Genomic DNA, 26,068 nt, shown 5'->3' on the forward strand with positions numbered 1-26,068 from the left:
TTTCGATTTTTCATGTAAGCTCCTCCTCTAATTGGATTCACTTATTAGTATGTCCAAATTCGGTTAAAACATCTGATTTTCTTCGATGAACTGGTAGACGTTATCAACTAGCTCATCGGGCGTTTCGGCAGTAACGCGCTCGCCGTTAACGAGACAGTAAATATCCTGGCTACAAAGTGTGCAGTGACCAAGACAAGAATATTCGAGCACATCAAGATCTGTATCTTTTTCTAGTTTTTCCATTGCTTTATGTGAACCGCTCGAAAGATTGCTCATGCAGAATTCAACTATTGGATTCATCTTTTATTCACCTCGGGTTTTCCTTACTATTACAAGACTGTTTCTATTCTATCAAGAAGGTGTGAAAATGAACAACCATTTGCATAAGATCAAGAAACAAATTGATGGATACCCATATAATTTGTAAGAGAAGGGTTTATTTCTATATAATTAGGAAAAATAACATAATGAAGTCGATAGAGGAGGGTCATTATGCATAAAGCAGTTATTGTAGGAACAGGACCAGCGGGTTTAACAGCAGCCATTTATCTTGCGAGGGCTAATATGGAGCCGCTCGTCATTGAGGGACCGGAACCTGGTGGTCAGCTTACGTTAACAACAGATGTTGAGAACTTTCCCGGTTTTCCAGATGGCGTTCTCGGTCCAGAATTGATGGAAAATATGAAGAAGCAGGCGCTTAGGTTTGGCGCTACAATTGAGCGTGGATGGGTGAAGGATATTGATTTTAGTGAGCGGCCATTTAAATTAAAAACAGATACTCTCGGGGATATTATGGCGGAGTCTGTTTTGATTTCGACTGGTGCTTCAGCAAAGCTTCTAGGTATACCAGGAGAATCAGAGAACATGGGTCGAGGCGTGAGTACATGTGCAACGTGTGACGGATTTTTCTTCCGTGATAAAAAAATCGTTGTGATTGGTGGAGGAGACTCGGCTATGGAAGAAGCGACTTTTTTAACGAAATTCGCTTCAGAAGTTACTGTTCTTCACAGGAGGAAAGAACTTCGCGCATCAAAAATTATGCAAGAGCGTGCTCGTTCCAATGATAAAATTAGCTGGAAGCTAAATGCTTCCCCGCTAGAGGTTGTGGCAGAAAACAATAAAGTGAGCGGTATTAAAGTAAAGAATAGTGACACGGGAGAAGAGGAGTTTGTTAAGACAGACGGCATATTTGTTGCGATTGGCCATCGTCCAAACACTGATTTTCTCGAGGGTAAAATTAATATGGATGATAAAGGTTACGTTCAAGTAGAACCAGGAACGACAAAAACGAACGTCCCTGGCGTGTTTGCTTGTGGAGATGTACAGGATTTTACTTACCGTCAAGCGATCACAGCAGCAGGTACAGGGTGTATGGCGGCTATGGATTGTGAGCGGTTCCTCGAAGGAAACGCCTTTATAGACTGGAGTATGTAAGAAGAAAAAGCGCAGGCCTTGGCCTTGCGCTTTTTTAGTCGATGTTAATATAATTCGAATCGGTACGTATGCGATCGGATTTAGGTATCTTAATTTCAAGCACACCGTTTTCGTATTTCCCTTTCACATTTTTCATAGAGAAGTGAAAAGGAAGCTTAATGGTGCGACTAGTACTTGAATAGGATCGTTCTTGTTTGTAATATTTTTGTTTATCGTTTCGTGACTCATGAAATTCTTTCGATTCAATGGAGATTCGGAGACCATCTCCAAGTGGTTCCACTTTAATTTGCTCCTTCGTGATACCAGGTAACTCTGCTTCAACAATAAATGCATCCTCCGTTTCATAAAGATCAACCCGAAACGACTGAGCTGGTAGCAGATTCGCAAATGGCTCTTTAAAGAAATCATCAAAGGTGTTCATCCAATTTTGAATAGCAGGGTCTTGAAACAGTTTAGGTAATTTATCGCCTTTCGCCATGGTTATTTCATCCTTTCCAACATTTCTGATATACAGTATGTTTGCCTAAGGAAAATGTGCTTTTTGTCTGTTTTTTACATAAAATTCGCAAGTTACTTCTGATCTTTCTTCATGTTACAATGGTCATTAGAGAATTGAAGGAGGAGTACGATGAAGACTTACTTGCAGCTATGCGAAGAAATTTTACATAACGGAACTAAGAAATCTGATCGGACAGGAACGGGGACGGTCAGTGTATTTGGACATCAAATGAGGTTTGATTTACAAGAAGGTTTTCCAGCTTTAACTACCAAAAAACTTCACTTAAGATCAATTATTCATGAGCTTCTTTGGTTTTTAAATGGAGACACCAATGTAAAGTATCTTCAGGATAATGGTGTGCGCATCTGGAATGAATGGGCTGATGAAGATGGTGAGCTTGGTCCAGTTTATGGTCATCAATGGCGCTCGTGGACGGGCGCGGACGGATCAACCGTTGATCAAATTGCAAAAGTAGTTGAGCAAATTAAAACAAATCCGAATTCAAGAAGAATGATTGTAACAGCATGGAACCCTTCAGAAGTCGATGACATGGCTTTACCTCCATGTCACTGTCTTTTCCAGTTTTACGTTGCTGATGGGAAGCTTTCTTGTCAGCTTTATCAACGTTCTGCTGATGTGTTCCTTGGGGTGCCTTTCAATATCGCTTCCTACGCGCTTCTCACAATGATGATGGCGCAGGTGTGTGATTTAGAGCCAGGTGAATTTATTCATACGCTAGGTGATGCACATATTTATAACAATCATATTGAGCAGGTCAACCTTCAGCTCACTCGTGAACCTAGAGACCTTCCAAAAATGAAAATCAATCCAGACGTGAAATCAATTTTTGATTTCTCATTTGATGATTTTGAGTTAACGGATTACAATCCTCATCCACATATTAAAGGAGAGGTGTCGGTATGATATCATTTCTTCTAGCAATGGATGAAAAGCAGTTAATTGGGAAAGACAATGATCTGCCTTGGCATTTGCCAGCTGATCTCGCTTATTTTAAACGCATGACGACTGGAAAATCGATCGTTATGGGAAGAAAAACATTCGAATCAATTGGCAAAGCGTTACCCGGCCGTGAAAATTATCTAATTACTAGAAAAGACCTGGAATATGAAAAGGTTACTGTACTGCATTCTGTAGAGGAGTTTCTGGAACTTTCAAAGCGTGAGGAAAAAGATTGGTTCGTTATAGGTGGCGCTGAAATCTATCGTCAGCTGCTTCCGCATGCTGATCGCCTGTACATTACTGAGATTCATGAATCGTTTGATGGAGATACTTATTTTCCCGATTTCTCTCAAGATGATTGGAAAGAAACTTCGCGCGAAAAACATTCAAGTGATGAGAGAAATAAACACGCTTTCGATTTTGTCGTTTACGATCGCAACTAAAAAAATCCCCCGGTGAAATGCTTTTCACTAGGGGGATTTTTGCTTTTATGTTTTAGGAAATGTAAATCCTTCTCCAAAAACATCTCTCACGTCATGCACAACGACAAAAGCTTTATCATCGACTTTTTGAATCATCTTTTTAAGAAGGAAAAGCTCCTGTTTATTAATGACAACGTATAAGATGTCTTTTGATTCATTTGAATAATGTCCGCGAGCATTAATAACCGTTACGCCTCGGTCCATTTCTTCACTTACTTTCTCTGCAATGGCAACAGTACTTTGAGAAATAATCGTTACGGCTTTACGCGTATCAAATCCGTCAATTAAATAGTCCAATATTTTTGTGCTAATATAAATGGAAATTCCGGTATACATCGTATTTTCGATCCCGATGACGACGGAAGAGCCGAGTACAACGAGAATATCAAAAACAAACATCGATGTACTTACGCTCCACCCAAAGCTTTGGTTAAGCATACGGGCAACAATTGTAGATCCACCAGTAGTACCACCTGAGCGGAGAACGAGACCGAGACCAATCCCGATGAAAACACCAGCAAAGACGGTTCCGAGCATAATATCAAGCGGCTGACCCATTCCTTCAGTTAATTGTATAAATAAAGAGCTAAAGAAGATCGCAAGCATCGTATACCAGGTTACTCGTTTATTCAGTACCTTATATCCAATGGCTAAAAGCACAGCGTTCATAACAAAGTTTGTAATCCCTGGTGACCAATCAAGAATATAATAAAGCGTCATCGATATGCCAGTTACGCCGCCTTCACCTAGTTCGTTTGGAATCGCAAACCAGTTCACACCAAGCGCAAAGAATAACGATCCGATAATAATTAACGTTATTTCTTTTCCAGTATTGTTCATGTCATCACTCCGTTCTGTTCCTCAATACGTAGGATAATATATCATAGTGGTTGAAACTGGACAAGATTGTTCAACAATATTGTTCGAATGAAATGTGACTTCCTTTTTTTTATGTTAAAATAATGGAAAATAGAGTATGGGCGGGTCTTAAGACATGCGTAAAGAAACAGTTGAACAAAAAGTGTATCAACTAATAAAAAATGCGATATTAACGAGACAAATCGCTCCAGGAAATCAGCTGTTTGAAAGTGCTATTGCTGCTAAAGTCAATGCTAGTAGGACGCCGATTCGAAGTGCTATTGCGAAACTGGAAGCAGAGGGTCTTGTGACTGTCGTTCCGAATAAAGGAGCTTTTATCGTTCAACCGACGATTGATGAAATGATTCAGGCTTTTGAATTGAGAAAAGTTTTAGAGGATATGGCGATCCGTGAAGGGTACGCAAAAATGGAACCTTCTGATATCGAGCGGTTAAAGCAACAGACTGAGGAGATGGGAAAGGCGTTTAAAGAAGGTAACATTCTCTTATATCATGAACAAAATAAGGCGTTTCACCTTGTGATGGCTAAAGCGAGTGGAAATCGCTATTTGATTGATTTTATGGAGCAAATTTTAAATCAAATTACCATTTATATGGTGCTGTATGATGTTTTTAGCGGTAATGATGAGAATGATATTGTCGAACATAATAGAGTGATTCAACTACTAGAGGCAAATGATGAGGAAAGTCTTCATAACGTTATTACAAACCATCTTGAGAATAGTTTAGCAAAGCTTCAGGAAGATAAGCTAAATTATCAGTCGCTGACAACACTATTTTAATAAAGACGAGCTAGGTAAGCTCGTCTTTGTTTTTGCTTATTCAGCAGGTCTAGGTCCAGCATCAAGGCCAGAGCTTTCAACAGTCATCGCAGGCTTCACTTCGCAGTTGCCGTTAACACGAACCTGACAGGAGAGGCGGAGTTTTTCTTCCACGCCTTTTTTCTTAAACGCTTCCTCTTCAATTTCAGTTAGTTCTCCAAATTCTCCATCCATCACTTCTACACGGCAGGTTGTGCATTTTGCGTTCCCACCGCAGCGGTGAAGAACATGGACCCCGTTATCTTCAAGAGCAAGTGCTAACTTAGTTCCTTCTTCTACTTCAAACGTTCCGTGATCTGGTACAGTAACTTTAGCCAAAGAAATTCCTCCTTTATGAAATGGTTCCCCTTACATCCTCTATCATATCCGAATTTCAAGTCTCTTTGAAGAGCATTGTTCCGATTGTAAAAATTCGTCGAATAATGGTTAAAGAATGTGGGTAAGGGTAAAGAAATAGTAGTAAAGACGAACCAGGAGGAGAAACATGGAAAAAAAGCATTTTACTTTAGAAGAAGCGAATCGTTTGTTGCCAGTATTAAGGAGAGAGCTTGCCGGACTTAAGCGCCTGAAAATTCAATTTAGCGAACATTACGATCAGATTGAACAGCATAAGAAAACGCTTCTTTATCGTCACAAAACAAAAGTTGACGAAGATATCCTTTTTAAAAAAGAGGCGCGGATGGAATTTATGGAGTTAGAAGCACAAACGTTTATTAACAATATCATGACTCTTGGAGTAGAAATCAAGAATGTAGATGAAGGATTAATTGATTTTCCTGCAATAATCAATGGAAAAGAAGTGTTACTGTGCTGGAAAGACGGAGAAGAGGAAGTATCCTTTTATCATTCAGATCTAGGTGGATTTAATAAACGAGAACCGATTGAAAACATTATGAAAGAGGAGGAGCAGGGCTGATGTAGATCAGCTCTTTTCAATAAAACACAATTAAATTTCAATTACCGTAATAGTATATAATTTTAAAAATAGCTCACCTTAAAGAGTAGGGAGGTGAGTTCATGAAAAACCCAAAACAAACTCATAAGCATGATACCGAATTCGCAAGCGAGCTAGCAGCTGAACAAAATAACAATAAAAAGCATAAGAAAAATAAGCAACAAAAAAAGAATGCTTAATAAAAAGGAGCTCTTAGCGGAGCTTCTTTTCTTTATCTTATTAGTAGATCAGTTCCCTTCTTTCTCTAAAACAGTTAAAATAGGAAGCAGACTAAAGAGAGAAAAGGATGAGTATCATGAGCTTATTACAGGCTGAATTAATCACCAAATCATATGGAGAGAAAACACTATTTGATGGGATATCTTTTTCGCTCGAAGAAAAGCAGAGAATCGGTTTAATTGGAGTAAATGGCACGGGGAAATCCTCTTTGCTTAAAATTCTTGCGGGCATCGAGTCGATGGATAGTGGTGCACTGCACCATGCGAATCAGTTCCATGTAGAGTACTTGCCTCAGGACCCGGTTTTTGTTGAGGAAAAAACTATCCTTGAGACAGTTTTTGATAGTGATGTGCCGTTATTTAATACGGTAAGAAAATATGAAGAAGCGCTGCAGAACGTAATGAACTTTCCTGAGAAAGAAGCGACACAAGAGAAGCTTCTTCAGGCACAGGAAGAAATGGATCGTCTTCAAGCGTGGGATTTTAGTACCCAAGCTAAAACGATTCTAACAAAGCTCGGGCTTACTCAGTTTGACGCAATGGTGAATGAATTATCAGGTGGTCAACAAAAACGTGTTGCACTAGCGAAAGCATTTATAAATCCAGCAGACTTATTGATTCTCGATGAGCCCACTAACCATATCGATAATGCAACTGTTGAATGGTTAGAACAATACCTGGCCAATTACTCTGGAACTCTATTGCTTGTTACGCATGACCGGTATTTTCTTAATCGTGTAACAAACCGCATTTTTGAACTGGATAAAGGACGATTGTTTGAATATGAAGGGAATTACGCTACATTTCTTGAACAGAAAGCGATGCGTGAAGAACGTGAGGCGAAAGAAGAAGATAAACACAATAAATTACTAAAAAGTGAGCTAGAGTGGTTAAAAAAGGGAGCGAAAGCTAGAACAACAAAACAAAAAGCACGTAAGCAAAGAATCGAGAAAATGAAGGAAGAACCAGGACGAACGACAGAAGGAAATGTCGATATGGCATTAGGTGCGAGTCGTCTAGGTAAGAAAGTAATTGAAGCTAAGGATATATCAAAAGTGATCAATGGTCGAACGTTAACAGACCAATTTAACTATCTTGTTCTTCCACAAGACCGAATTGGCATCATTGGACCGAATGGTTCTGGCAAAACGACGCTACTTAATATGCTTGCTGGTCGAATCGCTCCTGATTCAGGTCACGTTGATATTGGTGTAACAGTTAAACCAGGTTTCTACACTCAACAAAATGAGGGGTTAGATGAATCGCTTAGAGTAATTGAATACATTCGTGAAGGTGGAGAGGAGGTTCGCCTCCGTAAGGGCGGAACCGTATCAGCATCTCAAATGCTTGAGCGATTTCTATTTTCACCTGATATGCAATGGACATACATATCCCGATTATCTGGTGGAGAGAAAAGAAGATTATATTTGCTTCGTATCTTAATGGAAGAGCCGAACGTTCTTTTCCTAGATGAGCCTACGAATGATTTAGACGTTCAGACGCTTGCTGTGTTAGAAGATTATCTTGCCGAATTCCCTGGAGCTGTTATTACCGTTTCCCACGATCGTTATTTCCTTGATAAGATGGCAGAGCAGCTTTTCGTTTTCGATGGTGATGGAAAGATTGACCACTATTATGGCTCCTACTCCGATTATCTTGATGTATTGAAAAAAGAAAAAGAGCTTGAAGCTATGGAGAAAAAGCAATCAACTCCAAAAACAGGAGATACAATCGAGAAACCAAAGCAAGTGAAACTCTCTTACAAAGAAAAGAAAGAATGGGAAACGATTCAGGACACTATTGAGAAAATTGAACAGCGCATTGAAGACGTTAAAGTTGAAATAGCAGAATCAGGAAGCGATTTTTCAAAAGTAGATGAGCTTTATAAAGAAGAACAGGCTCTAACGTTAGAATTAGAAGAAAAAATTGAACGTTGGTCTGAGCTCTCAGAGAAAATGGAATAGTAGGAAACCCTGCTATGTATTAATGAGTTTTGAGAGATTCACTCACCAAAAAAATTATGGAATCAAACCGAAAGCCACTCCTGAATTTCAGGTGTGGCTTTTTTGGTGTGCTAACGTTTTTTAGGTTCTCGAAGTCTAATTCACTTTTCAATTCACAGGTTGAAAAACCTGCAAGCAAAAGTGCATACCTGATACGAGTGCGGATTTGGGAGTGAATTGAAAGAAGTTTTTAATTGGCTATTTATGTTAATATTGAAGTTGGATTAAAGAAGGTATTCAAGTTAAGGGCAGTAATCTGGAATAAGATCGGGTTTCATTATCCATAAATAAAATATTTTCAAAAAACCATAAAAGGAAGTGTGCAATATTGGTTAGTGAAAGTAAAATCATTATTCTTCCATTAAATAATGCGTTAATTAAGGATATCAATAAGACAAATGATTATTTTAAGTTATTTGGTAGAGTTGTCCCCAGTTTACAATCAGGAAAGTGGTCTTATAAAGTGGTTCTTTTCAATGAAACTAGAGAAACACGTTTTCCAGATGACAAACTTGATTGGAGCCAATATATAAACCGAGAGGATAAAACCTTGTTATTAGCTTATATGAATAACATTTGCATAGGACAAATTAGAATAATTAAGGAATGGAATCGCTTCTGTTATATTGAAAACATTGCTACTAAAAAAGATTATAGAAACAGTGGAGTCGGAAAGTTGCTCTTAAATAAAGCGGAAGAGTGGGCAAAAGAAAGAAAACTTATAGGAATGTCCTTGGAAGCACAAGATGATAATCTTGGTGCATGCAGATTTTATGTGAAACAAGGATTTATACTAGGTGGAGTTGACACACTAAAGCAATCATATAATCCTAATATTGAAACCACTTTGTACTGGTACAAGTTATTCAAGTAATGGGGGCGGTAGCTGCACAGAGGCTATCACTTATTGTGCGAACGGAGTAAGTTTAGGTTACTTTAAAAATGAATTTAGATTAAGGAGTGCGTATTTTATGAAGCTGATGAAAATAACTGGTGTTATAGCTGTTTCTTTAATTATTTTTGTCGGTGGTTATTTTACCGGTAATCTAAACAATAATGAGGCTTCCAGGGAAATCAGGATTGGTTATCAAAACAGCGATAATCCAAGTCGAATTGATTATCGCAATGTTTTTAAAGATACGGAAAACCAAGCCATTATTGATAATTTACTAATGATTTATTTAGGTAAAGAGAAGATGAAGAATGTAAATATAGATAAAGAAAATCCAGATATTTATTATAAGTTAATAAGTCCGAGGCAATCGGTTAGCTTAATTGACTCTAGAGTATGGTTCACAAATGATGGTGCTATTATCGGTGAGCGTAGTGGAGAAGGCTGGGACCAAGTAGAATATTATAAACTTGATAAAAATAATGCTAAATATCTTAAGGAAATTATTGATTACAAAGAAGGATAACTTTCTTGAACTAACGAGTGCATTAGTTTAAGATTTGCTTCAATATATCTCGAAACCAATTCTTCAAGTATATCGGAGCTTATCATTAATAGCTCGGTATCAAACAGTCTTGAACCATTCATCTACCATAAAGAAACATCTCGATGTTGAGTCTTCTGTTAAAGTTTAGAAAGAATATATATGTGAAAGAATTGTAGTAATGATTAATAAGGAGTGTTTAATGGTGGGAATAGATGAAGAAACAATAAAAAGAGTATATAAACAATTGACTTCCTCTTGGAACGAACGGAATGCACAAGGAATGGCGAATTTATTTACTGAATCAGGTGAGAGTATAGGTTTTGATGGAAGTCTATCAAAAGGACCAGAAGAAATTGCTACTCATTTAGCGCCGATTTTCAAGGATCACCCTACTGCTCCTTTCGTTACGAAGGTTAACGAGATTAAGTTTATTGGTGATAATGCCGCCATACTAAGAGCCATTGCCGGCATGATTCCGCCTGGTGAATCTGATATAAAGCCAGAGTTAAATACCCATCACACATTAGTTTTAGAGTATAGAGAAAATGAATGGAAAATTGTGTTGTTTCAAAACACACCTGCTCAATTTCATGGGAGACCTGAATTAGTAGAACAAATGACAAATGAATTGAGAGAGCAACTTTAAGCCAGCACATTCCTTTACGGTGCTTTTTTCTACAGATCTGTAATCTTAAGCGTGTAAATTTGTGGCCAAATCTTTAATAAAAAGGATTTGGCCACTTTTATGCTGGCTGAGAACCATCTTAAAGGAGATGTTGTTCGTTAACAAGAGGTTATATGACATACCATAAAACTTAAATTCGCATTTTCCTATAGTGTGACTTCTACTGACAAGGTGTTTTGTGGTGAAGGAGTTTGTCTCATTTTAAACGAATGGTTATGAAGATGAGCAGGTAAAAAATTTGTAAACGTAAGGGGCTAAAATTATGGCGGAAAACAAATTACTAAGAATGGACAATGTCGGCATCGTTGTTGAATCCCTTGATAACGCAATCTCTTTCTTCGAGGAGATTGGCTTGAACCTCGAAGGACGAACTACTGTCGAAGGAGAATGGGCTGGTCGTGTAACCGGATTAGGTACTCAATCCGTAGAAATTGCAATGATGGTTACTCCAGATGGCAATAGCCGCCTTGAACTTTCGCAATTTATCATCCCGTCTACTATATCAGATCACCGGGCTGCTCCTGTAAACTCCCTGGGTTATTTGCGCGTTATGTTTGCTGTTGAAGACATTGACGAAATGGTTGCCAGGCTGACTAAGTATGGTTCTAAGATCGTTGGTGAAGTGGTGCAATACAAGGACTCGTATCGACTCTGCTACATTCGTGGAATCGAAGGTCTCCTAATTGGTTTGGCGGAACAACTCGATAACAAATAACAGGATTCTTACTCAATAAAATCGGAGCGTATCTGTAATAAGAATAGTAGTTTATGACGTTTTCAATGTAAGTGAAAAAATAAGGGAGCTTATAATTTGAACAAATACATTACAGCAGCAATCGTGGCATTTGTCTTTGGTATTTTAGCTACAGAACTTTTAGGTACCTGGGGATTTTTTATAACAGTCATTATAGTGACTCTATACTTGATTTATGAGGAACTACGTGAGATTAAAAACAACTCAAAAGGACTAGCAAGTTTTAATGAGTATATTCCTTGTTCTGTAATCTCGGAACGAATCTTGAACAATGGTTGGTTCCCTCTTCAAAATTTATAGAAAAAACATTGTAATAAAGGAACAGTTTTGTGTTATAGGAGGGAGGTAACAAATGAATAGGAAGATGAACACTATACAAAGTATTGTAGGTGCAATATTTTGTTTTATTTTATTTGCTGTAAGTATGGTTTATGTGGAGAAAAACGCTTTCCTTATCCTGTTCGGAATTGCAGGTCTTAGTGGAATGAGTTACTTTGTATTCCATATAGTGACGAGAGCATTAGAGAACTAAAAATAGTAATATGTGTTTTTTACTAACGAGTACTAAAGTAAAAGAAGAGTAAGAGATATCTCGAATACGATTCTTACATAATCTCGGAGCTTATATGTAATAAGATAGGCTCCTTATTGTAAATGAAATATGAATTTAATAGAATCGTTTTGAAATAATTGGTATTGACGAGTAGAGCAAGAATTTTTAAGAGGGTAGTATCTGTTTAAACAACAATTGGGAAGTTTACTAGAGGTGATATTTGTGATTGGTTTATTAGAGATTATATTTCAAGTATCAGGAGTTGTGTTGCTCATATGTGCAATTTATTATTATTTTCATTTTAAGAAAATCAAACGGGAAAGGAAGCTGAAACCAGTTGAGTTAACAGTTTACGCTGTAACTCAAATTGCATTTCTTCTTTTAGGAAGCAGCTATTTACTACTACTTTTGGATAAAAATAATTAAATAAACTCGGAGTTTATCTGTAATAAGATAGGCTTCTTTTTAATTAAATGGCTATGTTAAAGTTTAATATTGATACTTCACAAAAATAGAACTTCCAGTTTTATGGAAGTTCCGCTGTGGTATATTTTGCTTGTTAACTAAAGCAATAGGTTAATTAAGTGGGGATATCATTTTCTCTCAATCACTGAAGATATCCTTCATTTCATTTTTTTCTTTTTTTAATCGTTGAAAATGCCTTTCTATTCGTCTTGCTATAAAAGGCAGAAATATTACTATTAACATAAGCCAAAGCATAAAATTCCACCTTTATTTAAGAATTTCCCAGTCAAACTCCTCTAATCCTTCGGTTCAAAGAAAAAAGAAATGTTAGATATTGAACTTACTTAATCTAAGTGTATCATAAGTTTTTGTACGAAATATACCATGCTTCTTTGCGGATGGTTTTTTTAAGCCGTTAACTATATTAATAACTACGATTATTATATATGCTATTGTCATGTTCATTGTTGGATTGTTAGGATCGTTATTTACCATCTCCCAGTATGTCGGAGGGATAGCTACACAGTGGTTATCGCTTAGCAAGCTGGTGTAAGATTTTACGAAACGTTATTCTATTAAGGGGTGAGGTTATGGGGTTTTGGTATTTCTTAATATTATTTGTAGGAATATTTTTAGTTGTTAAGGGGCTACTAGGGAATAAAAGAAATGCCTTGGTATTGATAGGGGTCATAAGTATTGCGTTCTCAATATTTATGTTTACACCAGGAAGTGATGTAATCATATCAGAACTATTTAATTTTTTTGGAATAGATATATGAGTAATTTTCTACTAGGTATTTTCACGAACGGTTGCTAAAACAAAAGAAAAATATCTTGATTTGAAGTATTCCTCAAAAAAGAGCGTTAATCTAAAAAGGATTACGCTCCTTTTTGTTTAAGTTGATAATAGGACAGTTTAACCGAATAAATTATGTTGAAAATTAATCATCTTAAAAGCGAAAGAAAGTAGGGTTTATAATATGGATTTATCTTTGAAAATTGCGCATATTATACTGCCAGTTGCAATAGTGGGTGGGATTGGAGTATTTGTAATTCTAAGAATGAAACATAAGTCTAAGAAAGCAACTCTAGGTAAGAAAAAATCAAGAAGTGCTCAAAATATATTAGATAGCTTAATACCATTCGGAATGATGATTGGTTTGGCTGTTGCTATACTTCTCAGTATATTTAGCCCCTTTTCCTTTCTATCTGCAATTACTTGGGGACCTGGAATAGGTATGTTATTTGGATATTTTGCTTATGAAATTTTCAGCAAGAAGGAAAATAGTTATTCATAATAACTGCCTTCCAGAAACTCGGAGCTAATCTGTAATAAGAGAGGCTGCAAAATATTGTTATTTTAGATACATAATAGAACTTTTTGTTCAAAACCAGGCATCTCTAGTATTGAGATACCTAGTTTTTCTTTCAAATTATGATTTGAGAGATTTTGAAGATTAATCATATATGACAAATTTCCCTTGTTCATGTAACCTTTTTATAGATGTAAGCATATGATTTATTTCTTCATCGGAATGTCTTTCCCATGTACTTAATTCAGCTACTATTTTTAAGGGCGATTTCGATCTATAAGAACGTGTAGGGTTTCCGGGAAACTTTTTGTCAGTTACGTTTGGATCATTTTCAAATTCACCTAACGGCTCTACAATGTATATTCTTTCTTTTGATGTAGATATTGCTAATTCAGCCCCCCATTTAGCGGCATTTAATGTAGCAGTGAAATAAATATGGTTCGCTTTTTTGTTTTGGTAATTAGATAAGTGTTGCGGTACTAATAGATCTCCAATTTTTAGTTCTGCTTTCGTACCATGAAAGAAAGGACCATGATCTAAGACATCTTTTTTGTCATTCATTTTAATACACCTCTCTTTTTTGATTTGTATAAAACAGTATAGAGCAGTAAGTATAAAAATAGTAGTCTATAATTAACTGGAAATTAGCGATATAATATAAGTAGAGAAAATGTAGTTGAACGACAAGTAACTATAATTTGCGTTTTAATTAGCAATCACCGTCAATGGTTGTTGGAGCTTTAATGAAATAACAAAATTTATAGAGCTTGGAATGGCATATTGCCTCCAAGCTCTATTTTTTATGATTTCATATATGTTTTGCCCTTTGAATCGCTATGCGATTTCATGTTTTCTACATCTTACGTAACCGGTTATCAATATACTAGTGTTGTTCTTTTATATATAGTAAATGTGTTTACAGGATCAACTATTTTGCAAACTTTACGAACTTTGAAGGAGCATTTGCAGAATGAAATAAAACTTCACGATATCCTTAGAATATTTTGAGAAATGAAGTAAATAGTGGTATAATTATTCAGAAAGTTACGAATCTGGAGAGAAAGGAGAACATTTGTGAAGTTTTATTTATCGGTAGATATGGAAGGCGTAACCGGCCTCGTAGATGACACGTTTGTGGATTCGAATAAACATAATTATAAACGTGGTCAGGAAATGATGACACAGGAAGCCAATAACGTAATCGAAGCCGCCTTTGGAAGTGGATGCTCAGCTGTGACGGTGAATGATAGTCACTCAAAAATGAACAACTTACTTATTGAGAAGCTTCATCCCGAAGCAAGGCTCATTTCAGGAGATGTGAAGCCTTTTTCCATGGTTCAGGGGTTAGACAGTACATATGAAGGTATGGGGATGATCGGTTATCATGCACGCGCCGGTATGCCGGGCGTAATGTCTCATTCCATGTTCCACAATGTGAGAAATTTCTACATAAATGATCAAGTTGTAGGAGAGCTAGGGATGAATGCATACGTTGCGGGATACTTTGGTGTTCCGATTTTGTTCGTTGCAGGGGATGACAGAGCTGCACTAGAAGCCGAAGAGCTTATTCCAAACATAACAACAGCTGTTGTAAAAGAAACGATTTCTCGATCTTCCGCTCTTTTGTTATCGCCACAAAAAACAGGGCAAGTGTTACGTCAGCAAACAGAAAAGGCAATGCTTAATAGACACCATGTCGAACCTTTAGTTCCTCCTCGCGAGCCTGTATTTCGCATTGAATTTGCGAATCATGGACATGCCGAGTGGGCGAGCCTTATGCCTGGTGTTGAGATTGAAAAAGAAACGACAGTTAAATATCAAGCGAAAAATATGCTTGAAGTCTATCAAGCTATGCTTGTGATGACTGAATTAGCATCAAGAACAACATTTAGCTAGAAAGTAGGGATGCCTGTGGCGAAATATATTATCAATCGTCTCTTCGCCATGGTGATTACATTGTGGATTATCGTAACCATTACGTTCTTCTTAATGCATGCGGTACCAGGGTCACCATTTAACCAGGAAAGAAACACCAGTGAAGCGGTGCAGCAAAACCTTGAAGCGCACTATCATTTGGATGAACCAGTTTTTATTCAATATGCCATTTACATTAAATCACTGGCAACACTTGATTTTGGACCGTCTATTAAACAATCATCTACGTCGGTTAATGAAATGATTGGTAGAGGGTTTCCAGTCTCGGCGGAACTTGGAATTACGTCGCTTGTGATTGCGATTATTTCAGGTATTATTCTAGGCATTATGGCTGCCCTTCGTCACAATGGTGCAATTGATTACATAGCGATGACTTTTGCGGTCATCGGCATTTCAGTACCGAACTTTATTATGGCGACTTTACTTATTCAACAGCTAGCTGTGAACTGGGAAGTTTTCCCCGTGGCTACTTGGGCCTCGCCAACGCATATGATCCTACCTTCTATTGCGCTTGCAACAGGGCCAATGGCCATCATAGCGCGCCTTACTAGATCAAGCATGATCGAAGTTCTCAATCAAGATTACATTATGACTGCTCGGGCAAAAGGAATGACAACATTCCAAATCGTTATGAAGCATGCTATGAGAAATGCATTGCTGCCGGTTATTACTATTCTTGGAACACTTGTTGCTGGAATATTAACTGGGAGTTTTGTTATCGAAAAAATCTTTGCCATTCCAGGCATGGGTAAATATTTTATTAACGGTATAAATGATCGTGATTATCCTGTCATTATGGGAACAACAGTCTTTTATAGTGCCTTCCTCATTATGATGCTCTTTATTGTAGATATTGCTTACGGGATACTAGATCCGAGAATTAAGCTGCATAAGAGGGGGGAATAGTATGATACCGGAGCGAAAAGAAACGAAACAAGAGCTATCAGATGACCTCTTTCTTCCGTTACAAGGTTCCTCTAATAATGCTGAAATGATTGCGAAGCCAAGTATTTCTTATTGGAAAGATGCATGGATGAGGTTGTCTGGGAACAAGTTGTCCATGGCTGGTCTTATCATGTTAGTACTGCTTGTCTTAATGGCCATATTTGGTCCGTTGCTAACACCATATTCTTATGATCATCAGGTTTTGACCGAAGGGAACTTACCTCCTTCTTCCGAGCACTGGTTTGGAACAGATAACCTTGGTCGAGATATGTTCACACGAACGTGGAATGGAGCAAGAATTTCATTGTTTGTTGGATTTATGGCAGCGATTATCGATTTTGTTGTTGGAGTAGCTTATGGAGGGTTTTCAGGATATAAAGGAGGAAGAACGGATAATTTTATGATGAGAATCATTGAAATTTTGTACGGTCTTCCATATCTCCTAATGGTTATTCTTTTAATGGTCGTCATGGGTCCTGGGCTTTTTACGATTATTATTGCGTTAACTGTGACAGGGTGGGTCGGAATGGCGCGGATTGTTCGAGGACAGGTTCTACAGTTAAAGAACGCAGAGCATGTTCTCGCATCTCGTACGTTTGGAGCAAGCGCAAGTCGCGTTATTCGAAAGAATCTCCTTCCTAATACGATGGGGCCGATCATCGTTCAAATGACATTAACCGTGCCTACAGCTATCTTTGCCGAAGCCTTCTTAAGTTTCTTAGGTCTAGGTGTACAAGCACCCGTAGCGAGTTGGGGAGTAATGGCAAATGATGGATTATCGGTTATTTTATCCGGGCACTGGTGGAGACTGTTCTTTCCGGCATTCTTTATTTCATTAACGATGTTTGCTTTTAATGTTCTCGGTGACGGTTTGCAAGATGCTCTTGATCCTAAACTACGTAAGTAAATCCTCATCTCGATGAGTTTTCACTGATACAAATACTAAGGGGGAATTCTTTTGAAGAAGATCATTACAATGCTGCTTTCTCTAGTGCTACTTATTAGCATCGTTGGTTGTACAACTACGGAAAATAGTTCATCAGAATCAAATTCAGGAAATGATGATGCAAAGCAAGAGGATGGAGCGAAAGTACTGAAGTTAAACAATGGAAGTGAACCAACATCATTTGATCCACCAATTGGTTTTGATAGCGTTTCGTGGAACGCTTTAAATAATTTAATGGAAGGTATGACGCGTCTCGATAAGGAAGATCAGCCACAGCCTGCTGCTGCTAAAGAGTGGGATCTTTCAGAAGATGGCAAAACGTATACTTTCCACCTTCGTGAAGATGCCAAGTGGTCTAACGGGGAGCCTGTTACAGCGGAAGATTTTGAATATGCTTGGAAGCGTCTAGCGAATCCTGATACAGCTTCACCAGCAGCTTTTCTTGCTTATTTTATTGAAGGCGCAGAGGCATTTAACACTGGAGAAGGATCAGAAGACGATATGATGGTAAAAGCTGTGGACGAAACAACACTTGAGGTAACTCTTGAAAGTCCAGTAGCCTATTTCCCTAGTGTTATTTCAAACCCAGCTTTCTTCCCTGTTCATAAAGCAACAGTAGAAGAAAATCCTGAATGGCATACAGAAGCTGATACGTATGTAAGTAATGGCCCTTTTAAACTAACGAAATGGGAACATGATTCAAAATTCGAATTTAGTAAAAATGAAAATTATTGGGATGCTGCAAATGTAAAGCTCGATAAAGTAGATTGGGCTATGGTTGATGACACGAATACAGAATACCAAATGTACAAAACTGGTGAACTTCATACTTCTGATGTACCGGCTGACTTAAGTGAAGAGCTTTTCAATGATGGACAAGCTCAGGTTGAAGATCAGTCAGGAACCTACTTCTATCGCTTTAATCTTGAAATGGAGCCGTTCCAAAATGAAAATATTAGAAAAGCATTTGCGATGGCAGTCGATCAGCAGAAAATCGTCGAATTTGTTACAAAAAATGAAGAAAAGCCTGCAAATGGCTTTGTGGCCTATGGATTTGAAGATGCAGCAGGCGGCGACTTCAGAGAGGTTGGCGGTGATCTTGTAACTACTGATGCTGATCAAGCAAAAGAGCTACTCGAAAAAGGTATGGAAGAAGAAGGTTATGATGAGCTTCCTGCCGTAACACTAACGTATAACACGAGTGATGATCACAAAAAGATTGCTGAAACTCTTCAACAAATGTACAAAGAAGTGCTTGGTGTTGATGTGGACCTTGCCAACCAGGAATGGAACGTATTCTCTGATGAACAAAAGCAATTAAACTTACAGTTCTCAAGAAGTTCGTTCCTTGCAGATTATGCTGATCCAATCAACTTCCTTGAAAGTTTCCAGTCTGGGCACTCTATGAATCGTACTGGCTGGAGTAATGAAGAATACGATTCCTTAATTGCACAGGCGAAAGAAGAAACAGATGAAGCTAAACGATTTGAATACATGCATGATGCTGAAGCACTTTTGTTCGAAGAGATGCCAATCTTCCCGATTCATTTCTACAATCAGGTTTATCTTCAGAACGAAGATGTGACGGGAATTGTACGTCATCCTGTTGGCTACATGGAATTGAAATGGGCGGATATGCAGTAATACAGTTGAGCCTGGTGATACGAAAACCAGGCTCTTTTTTTTCTGTCATTATACGATATTGGCACAAGGGCTATAGTTTTACACGCATCATTGATAGAATTAGCTTGAGCTATACGCCACACACTTCAGACTATCTATCTCGTAACAGCTAGGCATTACATTTGATAAAACCATGAACATTTTAAAGGAGATATCTATGAAGATTACTAATATTGAAACGTTTTCTGTATCCGTTCCGTTAAAGAAACCTTTTAAAACGGCGCTTCGTACAGTGACAAATGCCGAAGCGATCATTGTAAAAATAACAGCTGGGGAATACGTCGGTTATGGAGAAGCACCTCCAACAGTCGTCATTACTGGTGAAAGTCTTGCTAGTATTGATTCGGCCATTCAACATGTCGTGAAGCCGAAATTGGTTGGAATGGATTTAACGGAATATGAATCCGTCATGTACACTCTACAGAAATCAATGATTGGAAATACGAGCGCAAAGGCAGCAGTTGATATGGCTATTTATGATCTATTGGCTAAGCGAAGTCAACTCCCTCTTTATCAATTTCTTGGAGGATATCGGAATGCCCTGGAAACAGACTACACCGTTAGTGTAAATGAACCTGTAGAGATGGCAACTGACGCTGTTCAATACATAAAAGATGGGTTTTCAATTTTGAAAGTAAAGGTAGGCAAAGACACCATTCAAAACGACTTAAGTCGAATCAAAGAAATTAGAAAGCGCGTTCAAAACGATGCCGTTATTCGTCTTGACGCCAATCAGGGGTGGACAGCTAAGGAAGCAATTTATGCCATTCGAAAAATGGAGGATGAAGGTCTTAACATCGAATTAGTTGAACAGCCCGTTCATGCGAAAGATATTGAAGGTCTAAGAAAAGTGACTGATGCTGTCTACACCCCAATTATGGCAGATGAAAGCGTGTTTTCACCTGAGGACGCACTAAAAGTAATTATCACCCGAGCAAGTGACCTTATTAATATTAAATTAATGAAGTCTGGCGGTATCCATCAAGCATTAAAGATTAACGCGTTAGCGGAGAGTGCTGGAATCGAGTGTATGGTAGGAAGTATGATTGAATCACGAGTCGGTATAACTGCCGCCGCACACCTTGCCGCCAGCCAACGAAATATAACGAGGTTTGATTTCGATGCGCCACTGATGCTTGATTACGATCTTGTGAATGGCGGGGTTCAATATACTAAAAATATGATGACGTTTACTGAAGATTATGGTTTAGGAATTCACTATGTAGAAAAGGGTGGGATTACAGTTGGAATGGACTAAAAAAACAATTGCGGTAGCCGTAGCAACGTTATGGACAACTCCGGAGAAGGCAAGAACAATTGATCATAATGCTCTAACCAATCCAGTGAAATTAACAGAATGGTTGGAACCATTGTCTTATTCGAATAGATTGGAACTGTGCGATAATAACCACGTTCAATCCCAAGTTTTGTACGGGGAAGAGGTCTTAGTTTTAGATCAGCGAGGAAATTGGTCTTATGTACTCGTCCCTTCACAACCCTCTTCAAAAGATGAAAGAGGCTATCCTGGATGGATTCCAACGATCCAACTTTCTGAAAATGTACCAGGAGTATTTACTGAAGTTGTAGCTACAAATAAGCATGGTGTTCAATTTACAACTCAAAATGGAAAAAGTGAAATGCGATTAAGTTATCAAACGATCCTTCCTGTTTTAGAAGAGCGTGAACGAACTTACCTTGTCTGGACTCCACATGGAGAGGTGATTTTGAACAAAGAAGACGTTACGCCTCGTCCAACAAATGGCCCATTTGGAACAGGCTTAGACCTAATTCACGAAGCTGAACAATTTATTGGTCTCCTCTATTTATGGGGAGGTATGTCATCTTATGGATATGACTGCTCTGGATTTAGTTACAATATGGCTAGAGCTATTGGCTGTACGATTCCGCGAGATGCTCATGATCAGTTAAAGGATGGAACGCTAGTAGAAGAAGGTGACTGGCAAAGAGGTGATCTTCTCTTTTTTGCTTATGAGCACGGAAAGGGATCTGTGCATCATGTAGGCATATATTACGGTGAAGGAAAAATGATTCATTCTCCTAGCACTGGACGCTTTATAGAAATTACCCCTCTTAAAGGTACGCTCTATGAGGAAGAACTTTGTGGCGTTTGCCGCTACTGGGAGACGAATTAATGCAGTTTGAACAAGTAAAAGAGAAAATTATAGCATGTTTCCAGGGTCTTGAAGGAAACCAATCCGTGTATGTATCAACGCCTGATGGAGAATTAACTCATCATGAGGATCAGCCTGTATCATCAGCTAGTATTATTAAAATTGCTATTATGCTGGAAGCTTTAAGACAAGTGGATAGAGGTGCGCTCACATTAGATCAAGTAGTAGAGATTGAAGATGTCAATCGAGTCGAAGGCGCTGGTGTGATCTACCATCTAGGTAAAGAACTTGAATGGAGGCTGACTGATCTGATTCATCTGATGATCATCTCTTCTGATAATACAGCTACAAATCAGTTAATTGATTTAGTCGGTATAGCGAATATTAATCATACTATGAAAGGAGCGGGGGCCTTTCATTCAAAGCTAATGAGGAAAATGATGGACAGAGAAGCCGTCAAAGCTGGAAAAGACAATATGATGAGCGGAAAAGATACTTATTTACTATTAAAGCAACTAGTTGAAAAACACCTTTTATCGAAATCATCTATGAAATGGGCGATAGACGTTTTGCTGCAGCAGCAATTTAAGGATAAGTTTACAAGTAAGATTTCTACTATAAAGAAAAATATGCTTGCTCATAAAACTGGTGAACTTGCAGGAGTGGAGCATGACGTAGGTATTTTATTTACACCAAGAGGTCCGGTTATCTATGCTTTTTTAACAGCTGGATTGCTAGAAAACCAGTACGGAAGAGATGCTATTGCGAATGCGGGTCGGTTACTTTATGACTTTTATAAAGAAGGCTGAAGCGATAATTGAAATGAACAAAAACGCCGTTTATAGACGGCGTTTTTGTTTTGCAAAAATCCCAATTAAGGACCAATTGAAACGGCCGTTCCAATTGGAATAGTATTTGCCAGTTCTTCGACATCTCGGTTATACATTCGTATACATCCTCTCGATACATATTTCCCAATAGAGGAAGGGTCGTTTGTCCCGTGTATACCATAATGTATTTTAGAAATACTCATCCACATCGTACCGAATGGTCCGCCGGGGTTTGGAGCTTTGTTGATGATAATAAAATGTCCAGTTGGCGTATCGTGGAGCATACGCCCCACACCAACAGGGTATACCTTTACAGTAGATCCATTTTTTTGAAGTGTAAGCGTTCGCTGTGTAAGAGATACATAAATGGTATATGGAAGTGTTGCAGGGTCAGGGTATCCAGGGATTTGGATAAGCTGGCCTGGATAGATAAGGTTAGGATTTTGTATGGAATTTGCCCTTATGATTTCAGTGACTGGAACTCGGTAATCCCCACTAATAGAAGATAATGTTTCACCTGGTTTTACAACATGCTGCAAAAGTAGCCCCCAAGCGCTATTAAATGAAAGGAATGAAAACTAATGAACGTCGTTATCGTTTCAGATACACATATGCCACGGATGGCAAAAGAGCTTCCCAAAGCACTAAAAAATGAGCTGTACCATGCAGATCTCATTATTCATGTAGGTGATTGGCAAACACAGGCTGTTTACGAAGAATTAAAGTCGTTTGCGCCTATTAAAGGAGTTTATGGAAACGTCGACGAAGCTTTTTTTATTAATAAGTTTAATGAAAAACTCATACTGGATTTAGAATCTCATCGAATCGGCGTTACGCATGGTCACGGTAAAGGAAAAACAACAGAACAAAGAGCCGTTGCTCAATTTCAAGATGATGATGTCGAATTAATTCTCTTTGGTCACTCCCATATTCCTCTTCATAAAGAATATGATGGGAAGGTCATTTTTAACCCTGGCTCACCCACTGATAAGCGGAGACAAGCTCGATATTCATTTGGCAAACTTACTGTTGAACGAAATAAACCTCTCCACATTGAACATGTTTTCTTTAATGAAAAATAGGGCAATACGTTAATCAGATGGTTTTGTGCATAAATTGTTGAACAAAACAGCGTTAATATGTATAATGTTTGTATAATATATGTGCGAAGTTTCATATGCGGATGGAAGGGGAAAAATGATGCCAACAACAAAACGAGTCATCGTAATCGGTGCAGGTCCGGGAGGGCTTACAGCTGCTATGCTTCTAGCGAGCAAAGGACATTCGGTTACAGTTTATGAGAAACAATCCTATGTGGGGGGGCGAACTTCTGGATTTGAGCGAAGTGGCTACCGCTTTGACAGAGGACCAACCTTCCTTAATATGCCGCATATTCTCGAAGAAATGTTCGAGGAATCTGGACGTAATGTCCACGACTATATCGACTTAATTGAAATCGATCCAATGTACGAATTGAAATTCGATGATGTTTCCTTTTATCCAACGCGTGACCAGGATGAAATGGTTAGAAGAATTGAAGAGACATTTCCAGGAGACGGTGAAGGGTATAGACGTTTTATGAAAGAAGAGAAAGAAAAATTCGAAGCGCTAATGCCTATTCTTCAAAATAAGCATGATTCACTTCTTGATTATGGTAGATGGCGGTTTGTGAAGGCTTTACCTAAATTGACGGTGACAGATAGTGTTTACAAGCGACTTTCCCATTATTTCGATGATGAGCGTTTAAGACTATCCTTTACTTTCCAGGCAAAATACCTTGGAATGTCACCGTGGGAGTGTCCAGGAGCTTTTACGATTCTATCTTATATGGAACATGCTTACGGCATTTTTCATCCGATTGGCGGACTGAATCAAATTCCAGAAGCTATGGCCAGGGTCATTAAGGAAGAGGGCGGCGAAGTTCATACGAATAAAGGTGTGAAGCAACTCTTACTTGATGGGAAGACAGTGAAAGGTGTGGAACTTGAAGATGGTACGAAGGATTATGCCGATGAAGTCATTATAAATGCTGACTTCGCACATGCTGTAAATCATCTCATTCCATCTGGTTCTGTAAAAAAATATACACCTAAAAAAATGGAACAGAAAAAATATTCTTGCTCAGCCTTTATGCTATACCTTGGTGTAGATAAAAAGTACGACTTACCGCATCACTCTATTATCTTCTCCTCTGATTATAAAAAGAACGTAGAAGAGCTTACTAAGAAGAAAATTCTATCAGTAGATCCTTCCATTTATGTACAAAATGCTTCCGTTACTGACGATACTCTTGCTCCAGAAGGTAAATCTTCCATTTACATCCTTGCTCCAGTACCGAATAACTTTAGTTTAGTTGATTGGGAAGAACGTAAGGATGAATTTAGAAGATTAGTTCTTGATCAGCTTGAACAAAGAACGGAATTTAAGGATATTGAAAAGCATATCGAAGTTGAGGAAATGTACACGCCAACGGATTGGGAGATGGATTTAAATGTTTATAAAGGAGCCACATTTAATCTAGCTCATAATCTTCCTCAAATGATGTACTTCCGTCCACCTAACCAGTTTAAAGAATTAAATCATTGCTGGCTTGTTGGTGGAGGGACTCACCCGGGGAGTGGACTTCCAACAATTATGGAATCTGCACGAATCACGAGCAGAATGCTTCATGAACAAGCAGCGCTTTTGGAGAGTGCGAAATGACGATTGGTATAGTAGGTGGAGGCATAGGTGGCATGCTTTCCGCGCTACTCCTTTCACAAAAAGGCTACAACGTTGAGCTGCATGAAAAAGCGCCTACGCTTGGAGGTAGACTTTCATTTGTTGAACGAGATGGATTCAAGATCGACAAGGGCCCTACGATCGTACTTCTTCCAGAGATGATCTATGAGTTTTTGGATAAAGCGGGAGTTCCTCGTGAGGAAGTGGAGATGGTAAGATGTGATCCACTATATCGCATGATTTATCCAGACGGTTCTACTTTTACGAAAACAAGTGATATCGAGAAGCAGCTGGAAGAGATCACTCGAATGTTTCCTGGAGAAGAGCAACATTTTCTTTCTTATCTTGAAGATATGCGCGTTCGATTTAAGAAAGGAAAGGCGGCTTTTCTCGAACAGTCTTTTATTAATAGAAAAGATTTCTTTACTCCAAGTAATATGAAGCTTTTACTCGAGCTTAAAGCTTACCAGTCTGTTCAATCTCAAGTATCTAATTATTTTAATGATGAACGGATGCAAGACGCCTTTGCCCTACAAACGCTTTATATTGGTGGAAATCCATCTGCTTCACCAGCACTTTATTCTTTAGTTCCTTTTAGCGAATATGAACATGGCATCTGGTATTTAAAAGGTGGCTATGCAAGCTTGATTACTGTATTAGAAAAACATCTTCGTCTTCAAAACGTAACGGTTCATTTAGAATCTAACGTGGAAGAATTACTCATTGATGGGAAGACGTGTAGAGGAATTCGTACTACAAGTGGAGAACATTATTATGATAAAGTAGTGTATAATGGAGATTTCCCTATGATCAAGAATCTGATAAAAAAAGAGAAAGTTCCTCGGAAGAAATACAAAGCTTCCTCAGGTTGTCTACTCCTCTATATGGGGCTTGATCGCGTATATGATAATGCTGATGTTCATCAATTTTTTATGACAAATGACTTTACATCCCATATGAAGGACGTTTTTCAAGGTGGTAAATTGACAGACCAACCGGCTATTTACACGTTTCATCCTTCTCTCATTGATGAAACGCTAGCACCTCCTGGTAAAGGCGTGCTATACGTGCTGATCCCCGTACCATCAGGTGAAGCAGTCGAATGGGGTGAAAAGGAAAACGTTGCATCAAAAATGATTGAACTTCTTGAAACAAGAGGTTTTCCAGGTTTAAAAGAATCTATAGAGTGGTTAGAAATTCGCACACCTGCTGATGCAGAGGTGGAAGGCTTATATAAAGGGGGAAGCTTCGGTATCGCCCCAACACTTACACAATCAGGCGCGTTTAGACCTCAAGTGAAACCTTTTAAATTTGAAAACCTTTATGCGGTGGGAGCATCGATCCATCCTGGAGGTGGCATCCCAATCGTAATGCAAGGGGCGGATCTTCTTGTAAAAGAAATTGAAAGGGTGTGAAC

At 38.4% G+C, this 26,068-nt stretch carries 29 protein-coding genes; 23 read left to right on the forward strand and 6 right to left on the reverse strand.

Going from position 1 to position 26,068, the window contains the following annotated elements:
- Nucleotides 1–63: 63 nt before the first annotated feature.
- Nucleotides 64–300, reverse strand: a complete 237-nt coding sequence (locus IQ283_RS18645) for a YuzB family protein (protein ID WP_194221576.1) — start codon at nucleotides 298–300, stop codon at nucleotides 64–66.
- Nucleotides 301–492: 192 nt separating this feature from the next.
- On the opposite strand from IQ283_RS18645, the gene trxB reads away from it, so the two are divergent.
- Nucleotides 493–1,434 (forward strand): thioredoxin-disulfide reductase, encoded by a 942-nt coding sequence (gene trxB / locus IQ283_RS18650; RefSeq protein WP_194221577.1) that lies wholly within the window; start codon nucleotides 493–495, stop codon nucleotides 1,432–1,434.
- 34 nt (nucleotides 1,435–1,468) lie between these two features.
- Here trxB and IQ283_RS18655 read toward each other — a convergent pair whose 3' ends face one another.
- A complete protein-coding gene (locus IQ283_RS18655; RefSeq protein WP_194221578.1) occupies nucleotides 1,469–1,912 on the reverse strand; it encodes an Hsp20/alpha crystallin family protein in 444 nt (147 codons plus the stop codon).
- A gap of 150 nt (nucleotides 1,913–2,062) precedes the next feature.
- Between IQ283_RS18655 and IQ283_RS18660 the strand changes: the two genes are divergently transcribed.
- Together IQ283_RS18660 and IQ283_RS18665 are read left to right on the forward strand one after the other, a co-directional pair.
- Nucleotides 2,063–2,857, forward strand: coding sequence for a thymidylate synthase (locus IQ283_RS18660; RefSeq protein ID WP_194221579.1), 795 nt, complete (start codon nucleotides 2,063–2,065; stop codon nucleotides 2,855–2,857).
- Complete coding sequence (locus IQ283_RS18665) at nucleotides 2,854–3,336, forward strand: dihydrofolate reductase (RefSeq protein ID WP_194221580.1); 483 nt, start codon at nucleotides 2,854–2,856, stop codon at nucleotides 3,334–3,336. Before IQ283_RS18660 ends, IQ283_RS18665 begins: the two co-directional genes overlap by 4 nt.
- A gap of 45 nt (nucleotides 3,337–3,381) precedes the next feature.
- Here the strand turns inward: IQ283_RS18665 and IQ283_RS18670 are convergent, their stop codons facing one another.
- On the reverse strand, nucleotides 3,382–4,215 hold the full coding sequence (locus tag IQ283_RS18670; protein ID WP_194221581.1) for a YitT family protein: 834 nt from the start codon (nucleotides 4,213–4,215) through the stop codon (nucleotides 3,382–3,384).
- 154 nt (nucleotides 4,216–4,369) lie between these two features.
- Between IQ283_RS18670 and IQ283_RS18675 the strand changes: the two genes are divergently transcribed.
- Nucleotides 4,370–5,035, forward strand: a complete 666-nt coding sequence (locus IQ283_RS18675; protein ID WP_194221582.1) for a GntR family transcriptional regulator — start codon at nucleotides 4,370–4,372, stop codon at nucleotides 5,033–5,035.
- Between the two features lie 36 nt (nucleotides 5,036–5,071).
- Here the strand turns inward: IQ283_RS18675 and IQ283_RS18680 are convergent, their stop codons facing one another.
- Nucleotides 5,072–5,392 (reverse strand): 2Fe-2S iron-sulfur cluster-binding protein, encoded by a 321-nt coding sequence (locus tag IQ283_RS18680; RefSeq protein WP_194221583.1) that lies wholly within the window; start codon nucleotides 5,390–5,392, stop codon nucleotides 5,072–5,074.
- Nucleotides 5,393–5,558: 166 nt separating this feature from the next.
- Here IQ283_RS18680 and IQ283_RS18685 point away from each other — a divergent pair, with 166 nt between their 5' ends.
- The 9 genes from IQ283_RS18685 to IQ283_RS18725 all read left to right on the forward strand — a co-directional run bounded on the left by IQ283_RS18685 (nucleotide 5,559) and on the right by IQ283_RS18725 (nucleotide 13,444).
- Nucleotides 5,559–5,990: a DUF2203 domain-containing protein gene (locus tag IQ283_RS18685; protein ID WP_194221584.1), complete on the forward strand. Its 432-nt coding sequence runs from the start codon at nucleotides 5,559–5,561 to the stop codon at nucleotides 5,988–5,990.
- A gap of 334 nt (nucleotides 5,991–6,324) precedes the next feature.
- Complete coding sequence (locus tag IQ283_RS18690; RefSeq protein WP_194221585.1) at nucleotides 6,325–8,211, forward strand: ABC-F family ATP-binding cassette domain-containing protein; 1,887 nt, start codon at nucleotides 6,325–6,327, stop codon at nucleotides 8,209–8,211.
- Between the two features lie 367 nt (nucleotides 8,212–8,578).
- A complete protein-coding gene (locus tag IQ283_RS18695; RefSeq protein WP_194221586.1) occupies nucleotides 8,579–9,124 on the forward strand; it encodes a GNAT family N-acetyltransferase in 546 nt (181 codons plus the stop codon).
- Between the two features lie 97 nt (nucleotides 9,125–9,221).
- Nucleotides 9,222–9,668: a hypothetical protein gene (locus IQ283_RS18700; protein ID WP_194221587.1), complete on the forward strand. Its 447-nt coding sequence runs from the start codon at nucleotides 9,222–9,224 to the stop codon at nucleotides 9,666–9,668.
- A 220-nt stretch (nucleotides 9,669–9,888) separates the two neighbouring features.
- Nucleotides 9,889–10,335, forward strand: coding sequence for an SgcJ/EcaC family oxidoreductase (locus tag IQ283_RS18705; RefSeq protein ID WP_194221588.1), 447 nt, complete (start codon nucleotides 9,889–9,891; stop codon nucleotides 10,333–10,335).
- Between the two features lie 301 nt (nucleotides 10,336–10,636).
- Nucleotides 10,637–11,089, forward strand: a complete 453-nt coding sequence (locus IQ283_RS18710; RefSeq protein WP_194221589.1) for a VOC family protein — start codon at nucleotides 10,637–10,639, stop codon at nucleotides 11,087–11,089.
- 96 nt (nucleotides 11,090–11,185) lie between these two features.
- On the forward strand, nucleotides 11,186–11,428 hold the full coding sequence (locus IQ283_RS18715) for a hypothetical protein (RefSeq protein WP_194221590.1): 243 nt from the start codon (nucleotides 11,186–11,188) through the stop codon (nucleotides 11,426–11,428).
- 52 nt (nucleotides 11,429–11,480) lie between these two features.
- Complete coding sequence (locus IQ283_RS18720; protein WP_194221591.1) at nucleotides 11,481–11,660, forward strand: hypothetical protein; 180 nt, start codon at nucleotides 11,481–11,483, stop codon at nucleotides 11,658–11,660.
- 1,466 nt (nucleotides 11,661–13,126) lie between these two features.
- Nucleotides 13,127–13,444, forward strand: a complete 318-nt coding sequence (locus IQ283_RS18725; protein WP_194221592.1) for a hypothetical protein — start codon at nucleotides 13,127–13,129, stop codon at nucleotides 13,442–13,444.
- Nucleotides 13,445–13,603: 159 nt separating this feature from the next.
- Here IQ283_RS18725 and arr read toward each other — a convergent pair whose 3' ends face one another.
- Nucleotides 13,604–14,020, reverse strand: coding sequence for an NAD(+)--rifampin ADP-ribosyltransferase (gene arr / locus IQ283_RS18730; protein ID WP_194221593.1), 417 nt, complete (start codon nucleotides 14,018–14,020; stop codon nucleotides 13,604–13,606).
- A 513-nt stretch (nucleotides 14,021–14,533) separates the two neighbouring features.
- Here arr and IQ283_RS18735 point away from each other — a divergent pair.
- The 7 genes from IQ283_RS18735 to IQ283_RS18765 all read left to right on the forward strand — a co-directional run bounded on the left by IQ283_RS18735 (nucleotide 14,534) and on the right by IQ283_RS18765 (nucleotide 21,909).
- Nucleotides 14,534–15,355 (forward strand): M55 family metallopeptidase, encoded by an 822-nt coding sequence (locus tag IQ283_RS18735; RefSeq protein ID WP_194221594.1) that lies wholly within the window; start codon nucleotides 14,534–14,536, stop codon nucleotides 15,353–15,355.
- A 15-nt stretch (nucleotides 15,356–15,370) separates the two neighbouring features.
- Nucleotides 15,371–16,300, forward strand: a complete 930-nt coding sequence (locus tag IQ283_RS18740) for an ABC transporter permease (protein WP_194221595.1) — start codon at nucleotides 15,371–15,373, stop codon at nucleotides 16,298–16,300.
- 1 nt (nucleotide 16,301) lies between these two features.
- Entirely contained in the window at nucleotides 16,302–17,246 is a 945-nt protein-coding gene (locus tag IQ283_RS18745) for an ABC transporter permease (protein WP_194221596.1), read from the forward strand.
- Nucleotides 17,247–17,297: 51 nt separating this feature from the next.
- Nucleotides 17,298–18,929 carry a peptide ABC transporter substrate-binding protein gene (locus tag IQ283_RS18750; RefSeq protein WP_276511846.1) on the forward strand — a complete coding sequence of 544 codons (1,632 nt, stop codon included), beginning with the start codon at nucleotides 17,298–17,300 and terminating at the stop codon, nucleotides 18,927–18,929.
- 196 nt (nucleotides 18,930–19,125) lie between these two features.
- Complete coding sequence (locus IQ283_RS18755; protein ID WP_194221597.1) at nucleotides 19,126–20,226, forward strand: dipeptide epimerase; 1,101 nt, start codon at nucleotides 19,126–19,128, stop codon at nucleotides 20,224–20,226.
- Nucleotides 20,213–21,121 (forward strand): NlpC/P60 family protein, encoded by a 909-nt coding sequence (locus IQ283_RS18760; RefSeq protein WP_242057386.1) that lies wholly within the window; start codon nucleotides 20,213–20,215, stop codon nucleotides 21,119–21,121. The genes IQ283_RS18755 and IQ283_RS18760 overlap by 14 nt, the downstream gene beginning before the upstream one ends.
- Nucleotides 21,121–21,909, forward strand: a complete 789-nt coding sequence (locus IQ283_RS18765) for a serine hydrolase (RefSeq protein WP_194221599.1) — start codon at nucleotides 21,121–21,123, stop codon at nucleotides 21,907–21,909. The genes IQ283_RS18760 and IQ283_RS18765 overlap by 1 nt, the downstream gene beginning before the upstream one ends.
- Nucleotides 21,910–21,974: 65 nt before the next feature.
- On the opposite strand, the gene IQ283_RS18770 is transcribed toward IQ283_RS18765, so the two are convergent.
- Nucleotides 21,975–22,469 carry a L,D-transpeptidase family protein gene (locus IQ283_RS18770; protein WP_194221600.1) on the reverse strand — a complete coding sequence of 165 codons (495 nt, stop codon included), beginning with the start codon at nucleotides 22,467–22,469 and terminating at the stop codon, nucleotides 21,975–21,977.
- Nucleotides 22,470–22,511: 42 nt separating this feature from the next.
- Between IQ283_RS18770 and IQ283_RS18775 the strand changes: the two genes are divergently transcribed.
- The 3 genes from IQ283_RS18775 to IQ283_RS18785 all read left to right on the forward strand — a co-directional run bounded on the left by IQ283_RS18775 (nucleotide 22,512) and on the right by IQ283_RS18785 (nucleotide 26,066).
- Nucleotides 22,512–23,012, forward strand: a complete 501-nt coding sequence (locus IQ283_RS18775; protein ID WP_194221601.1) for a metallophosphoesterase family protein — start codon at nucleotides 22,512–22,514, stop codon at nucleotides 23,010–23,012.
- Between the two features lie 118 nt (nucleotides 23,013–23,130).
- The gene (locus tag IQ283_RS18780; protein WP_194221602.1) at nucleotides 23,131–24,633 is read left to right on the forward strand and encodes a phytoene desaturase family protein; all 1,503 of its coding nucleotides are present in this window, start codon (nucleotides 23,131–23,133) and stop codon (nucleotides 24,631–24,633) included.
- A complete protein-coding gene (locus IQ283_RS18785) occupies nucleotides 24,630–26,066 on the forward strand; it encodes a phytoene desaturase family protein (protein ID WP_194221603.1) in 1,437 nt (478 codons plus the stop codon). Before IQ283_RS18780 ends, IQ283_RS18785 begins: the two co-directional genes overlap by 4 nt.
- Nucleotides 26,067–26,068: the final 2 nt, after the last annotated feature.

Source organism: Pseudalkalibacillus hwajinpoensis, from assembly GCF_015234585.1.
Taxonomy (GTDB): domain Bacteria; phylum Bacillota; class Bacilli; order Bacillales; family Guptibacillaceae; genus Guptibacillus; species Guptibacillus hwajinpoensis_B.

Bases quoted from the DNA above. Each gene is read 5' to 3' on its own strand.
- IQ283_RS18645 (WP_194221576.1), bottom strand. From the start codon at position 300: ATGAATCCAATAGTTGAATTCTGCATGAGCAATCTTTCGAGCGGTTCA.
- trxB (WP_194221577.1), top strand. From the start codon at position 493: ATGCATAAAGCAGTTATTGTAGGAACAGGACCAGCGGGTTTAACAGCA.
- IQ283_RS18655 (WP_194221578.1), bottom strand. From the start codon at position 1,912: ATGGCGAAAGGCGATAAATTACCTAAACTGTTTCAAGACCCTGCTATT.
- IQ283_RS18660 (WP_194221579.1), top strand. From the start codon at position 2,063: ATGAAGACTTACTTGCAGCTATGCGAAGAAATTTTACATAACGGAACT.
- IQ283_RS18665 (WP_194221580.1), top strand. From the start codon at position 2,854: ATGATATCATTTCTTCTAGCAATGGATGAAAAGCAGTTAATTGGGAAA.
- IQ283_RS18670 (WP_194221581.1), bottom strand. From the start codon at position 4,215: ATGAACAATACTGGAAAAGAAATAACGTTAATTATTATCGGATCGTTA.
- IQ283_RS18675 (WP_194221582.1), top strand. From the start codon at position 4,370: ATGCGTAAAGAAACAGTTGAACAAAAAGTGTATCAACTAATAAAAAAT.
- IQ283_RS18685 (WP_194221584.1), top strand. From the start codon at position 5,559: ATGGAAAAAAAGCATTTTACTTTAGAAGAAGCGAATCGTTTGTTGCCA.
- IQ283_RS18690 (WP_194221585.1), top strand. From the start codon at position 6,325: ATGAGCTTATTACAGGCTGAATTAATCACCAAATCATATGGAGAGAAA.
- IQ283_RS18700 (WP_194221587.1), top strand. From the start codon at position 9,222: ATGAAGCTGATGAAAATAACTGGTGTTATAGCTGTTTCTTTAATTATT.
- IQ283_RS18705 (WP_194221588.1), top strand. From the start codon at position 9,889: ATGGTGGGAATAGATGAAGAAACAATAAAAAGAGTATATAAACAATTG.
- IQ283_RS18710 (WP_194221589.1), top strand. From the start codon at position 10,637: ATGGCGGAAAACAAATTACTAAGAATGGACAATGTCGGCATCGTTGTT.
- IQ283_RS18720 (WP_194221591.1), top strand. From the start codon at position 11,481: ATGAATAGGAAGATGAACACTATACAAAGTATTGTAGGTGCAATATTT.
- IQ283_RS18725 (WP_194221592.1), top strand. From the start codon at position 13,127: ATGGATTTATCTTTGAAAATTGCGCATATTATACTGCCAGTTGCAATA.
- arr (WP_194221593.1), bottom strand. From the start codon at position 14,020: ATGAATGACAAAAAAGATGTCTTAGATCATGGTCCTTTCTTTCATGGT.
- IQ283_RS18745 (WP_194221596.1), top strand. From the start codon at position 16,302: ATGATACCGGAGCGAAAAGAAACGAAACAAGAGCTATCAGATGACCTC.
- IQ283_RS18755 (WP_194221597.1), top strand. From the start codon at position 19,126: ATGAAGATTACTAATATTGAAACGTTTTCTGTATCCGTTCCGTTAAAG.
- IQ283_RS18765 (WP_194221599.1), top strand. From the start codon at position 21,121: ATGCAGTTTGAACAAGTAAAAGAGAAAATTATAGCATGTTTCCAGGGT.
- IQ283_RS18775 (WP_194221601.1), top strand. From the start codon at position 22,512: ATGAACGTCGTTATCGTTTCAGATACACATATGCCACGGATGGCAAAA.
- IQ283_RS18780 (WP_194221602.1), top strand. From the start codon at position 23,131: ATGCCAACAACAAAACGAGTCATCGTAATCGGTGCAGGTCCGGGAGGG.
- IQ283_RS18785 (WP_194221603.1), top strand. From the start codon at position 24,630: ATGACGATTGGTATAGTAGGTGGAGGCATAGGTGGCATGCTTTCCGCG.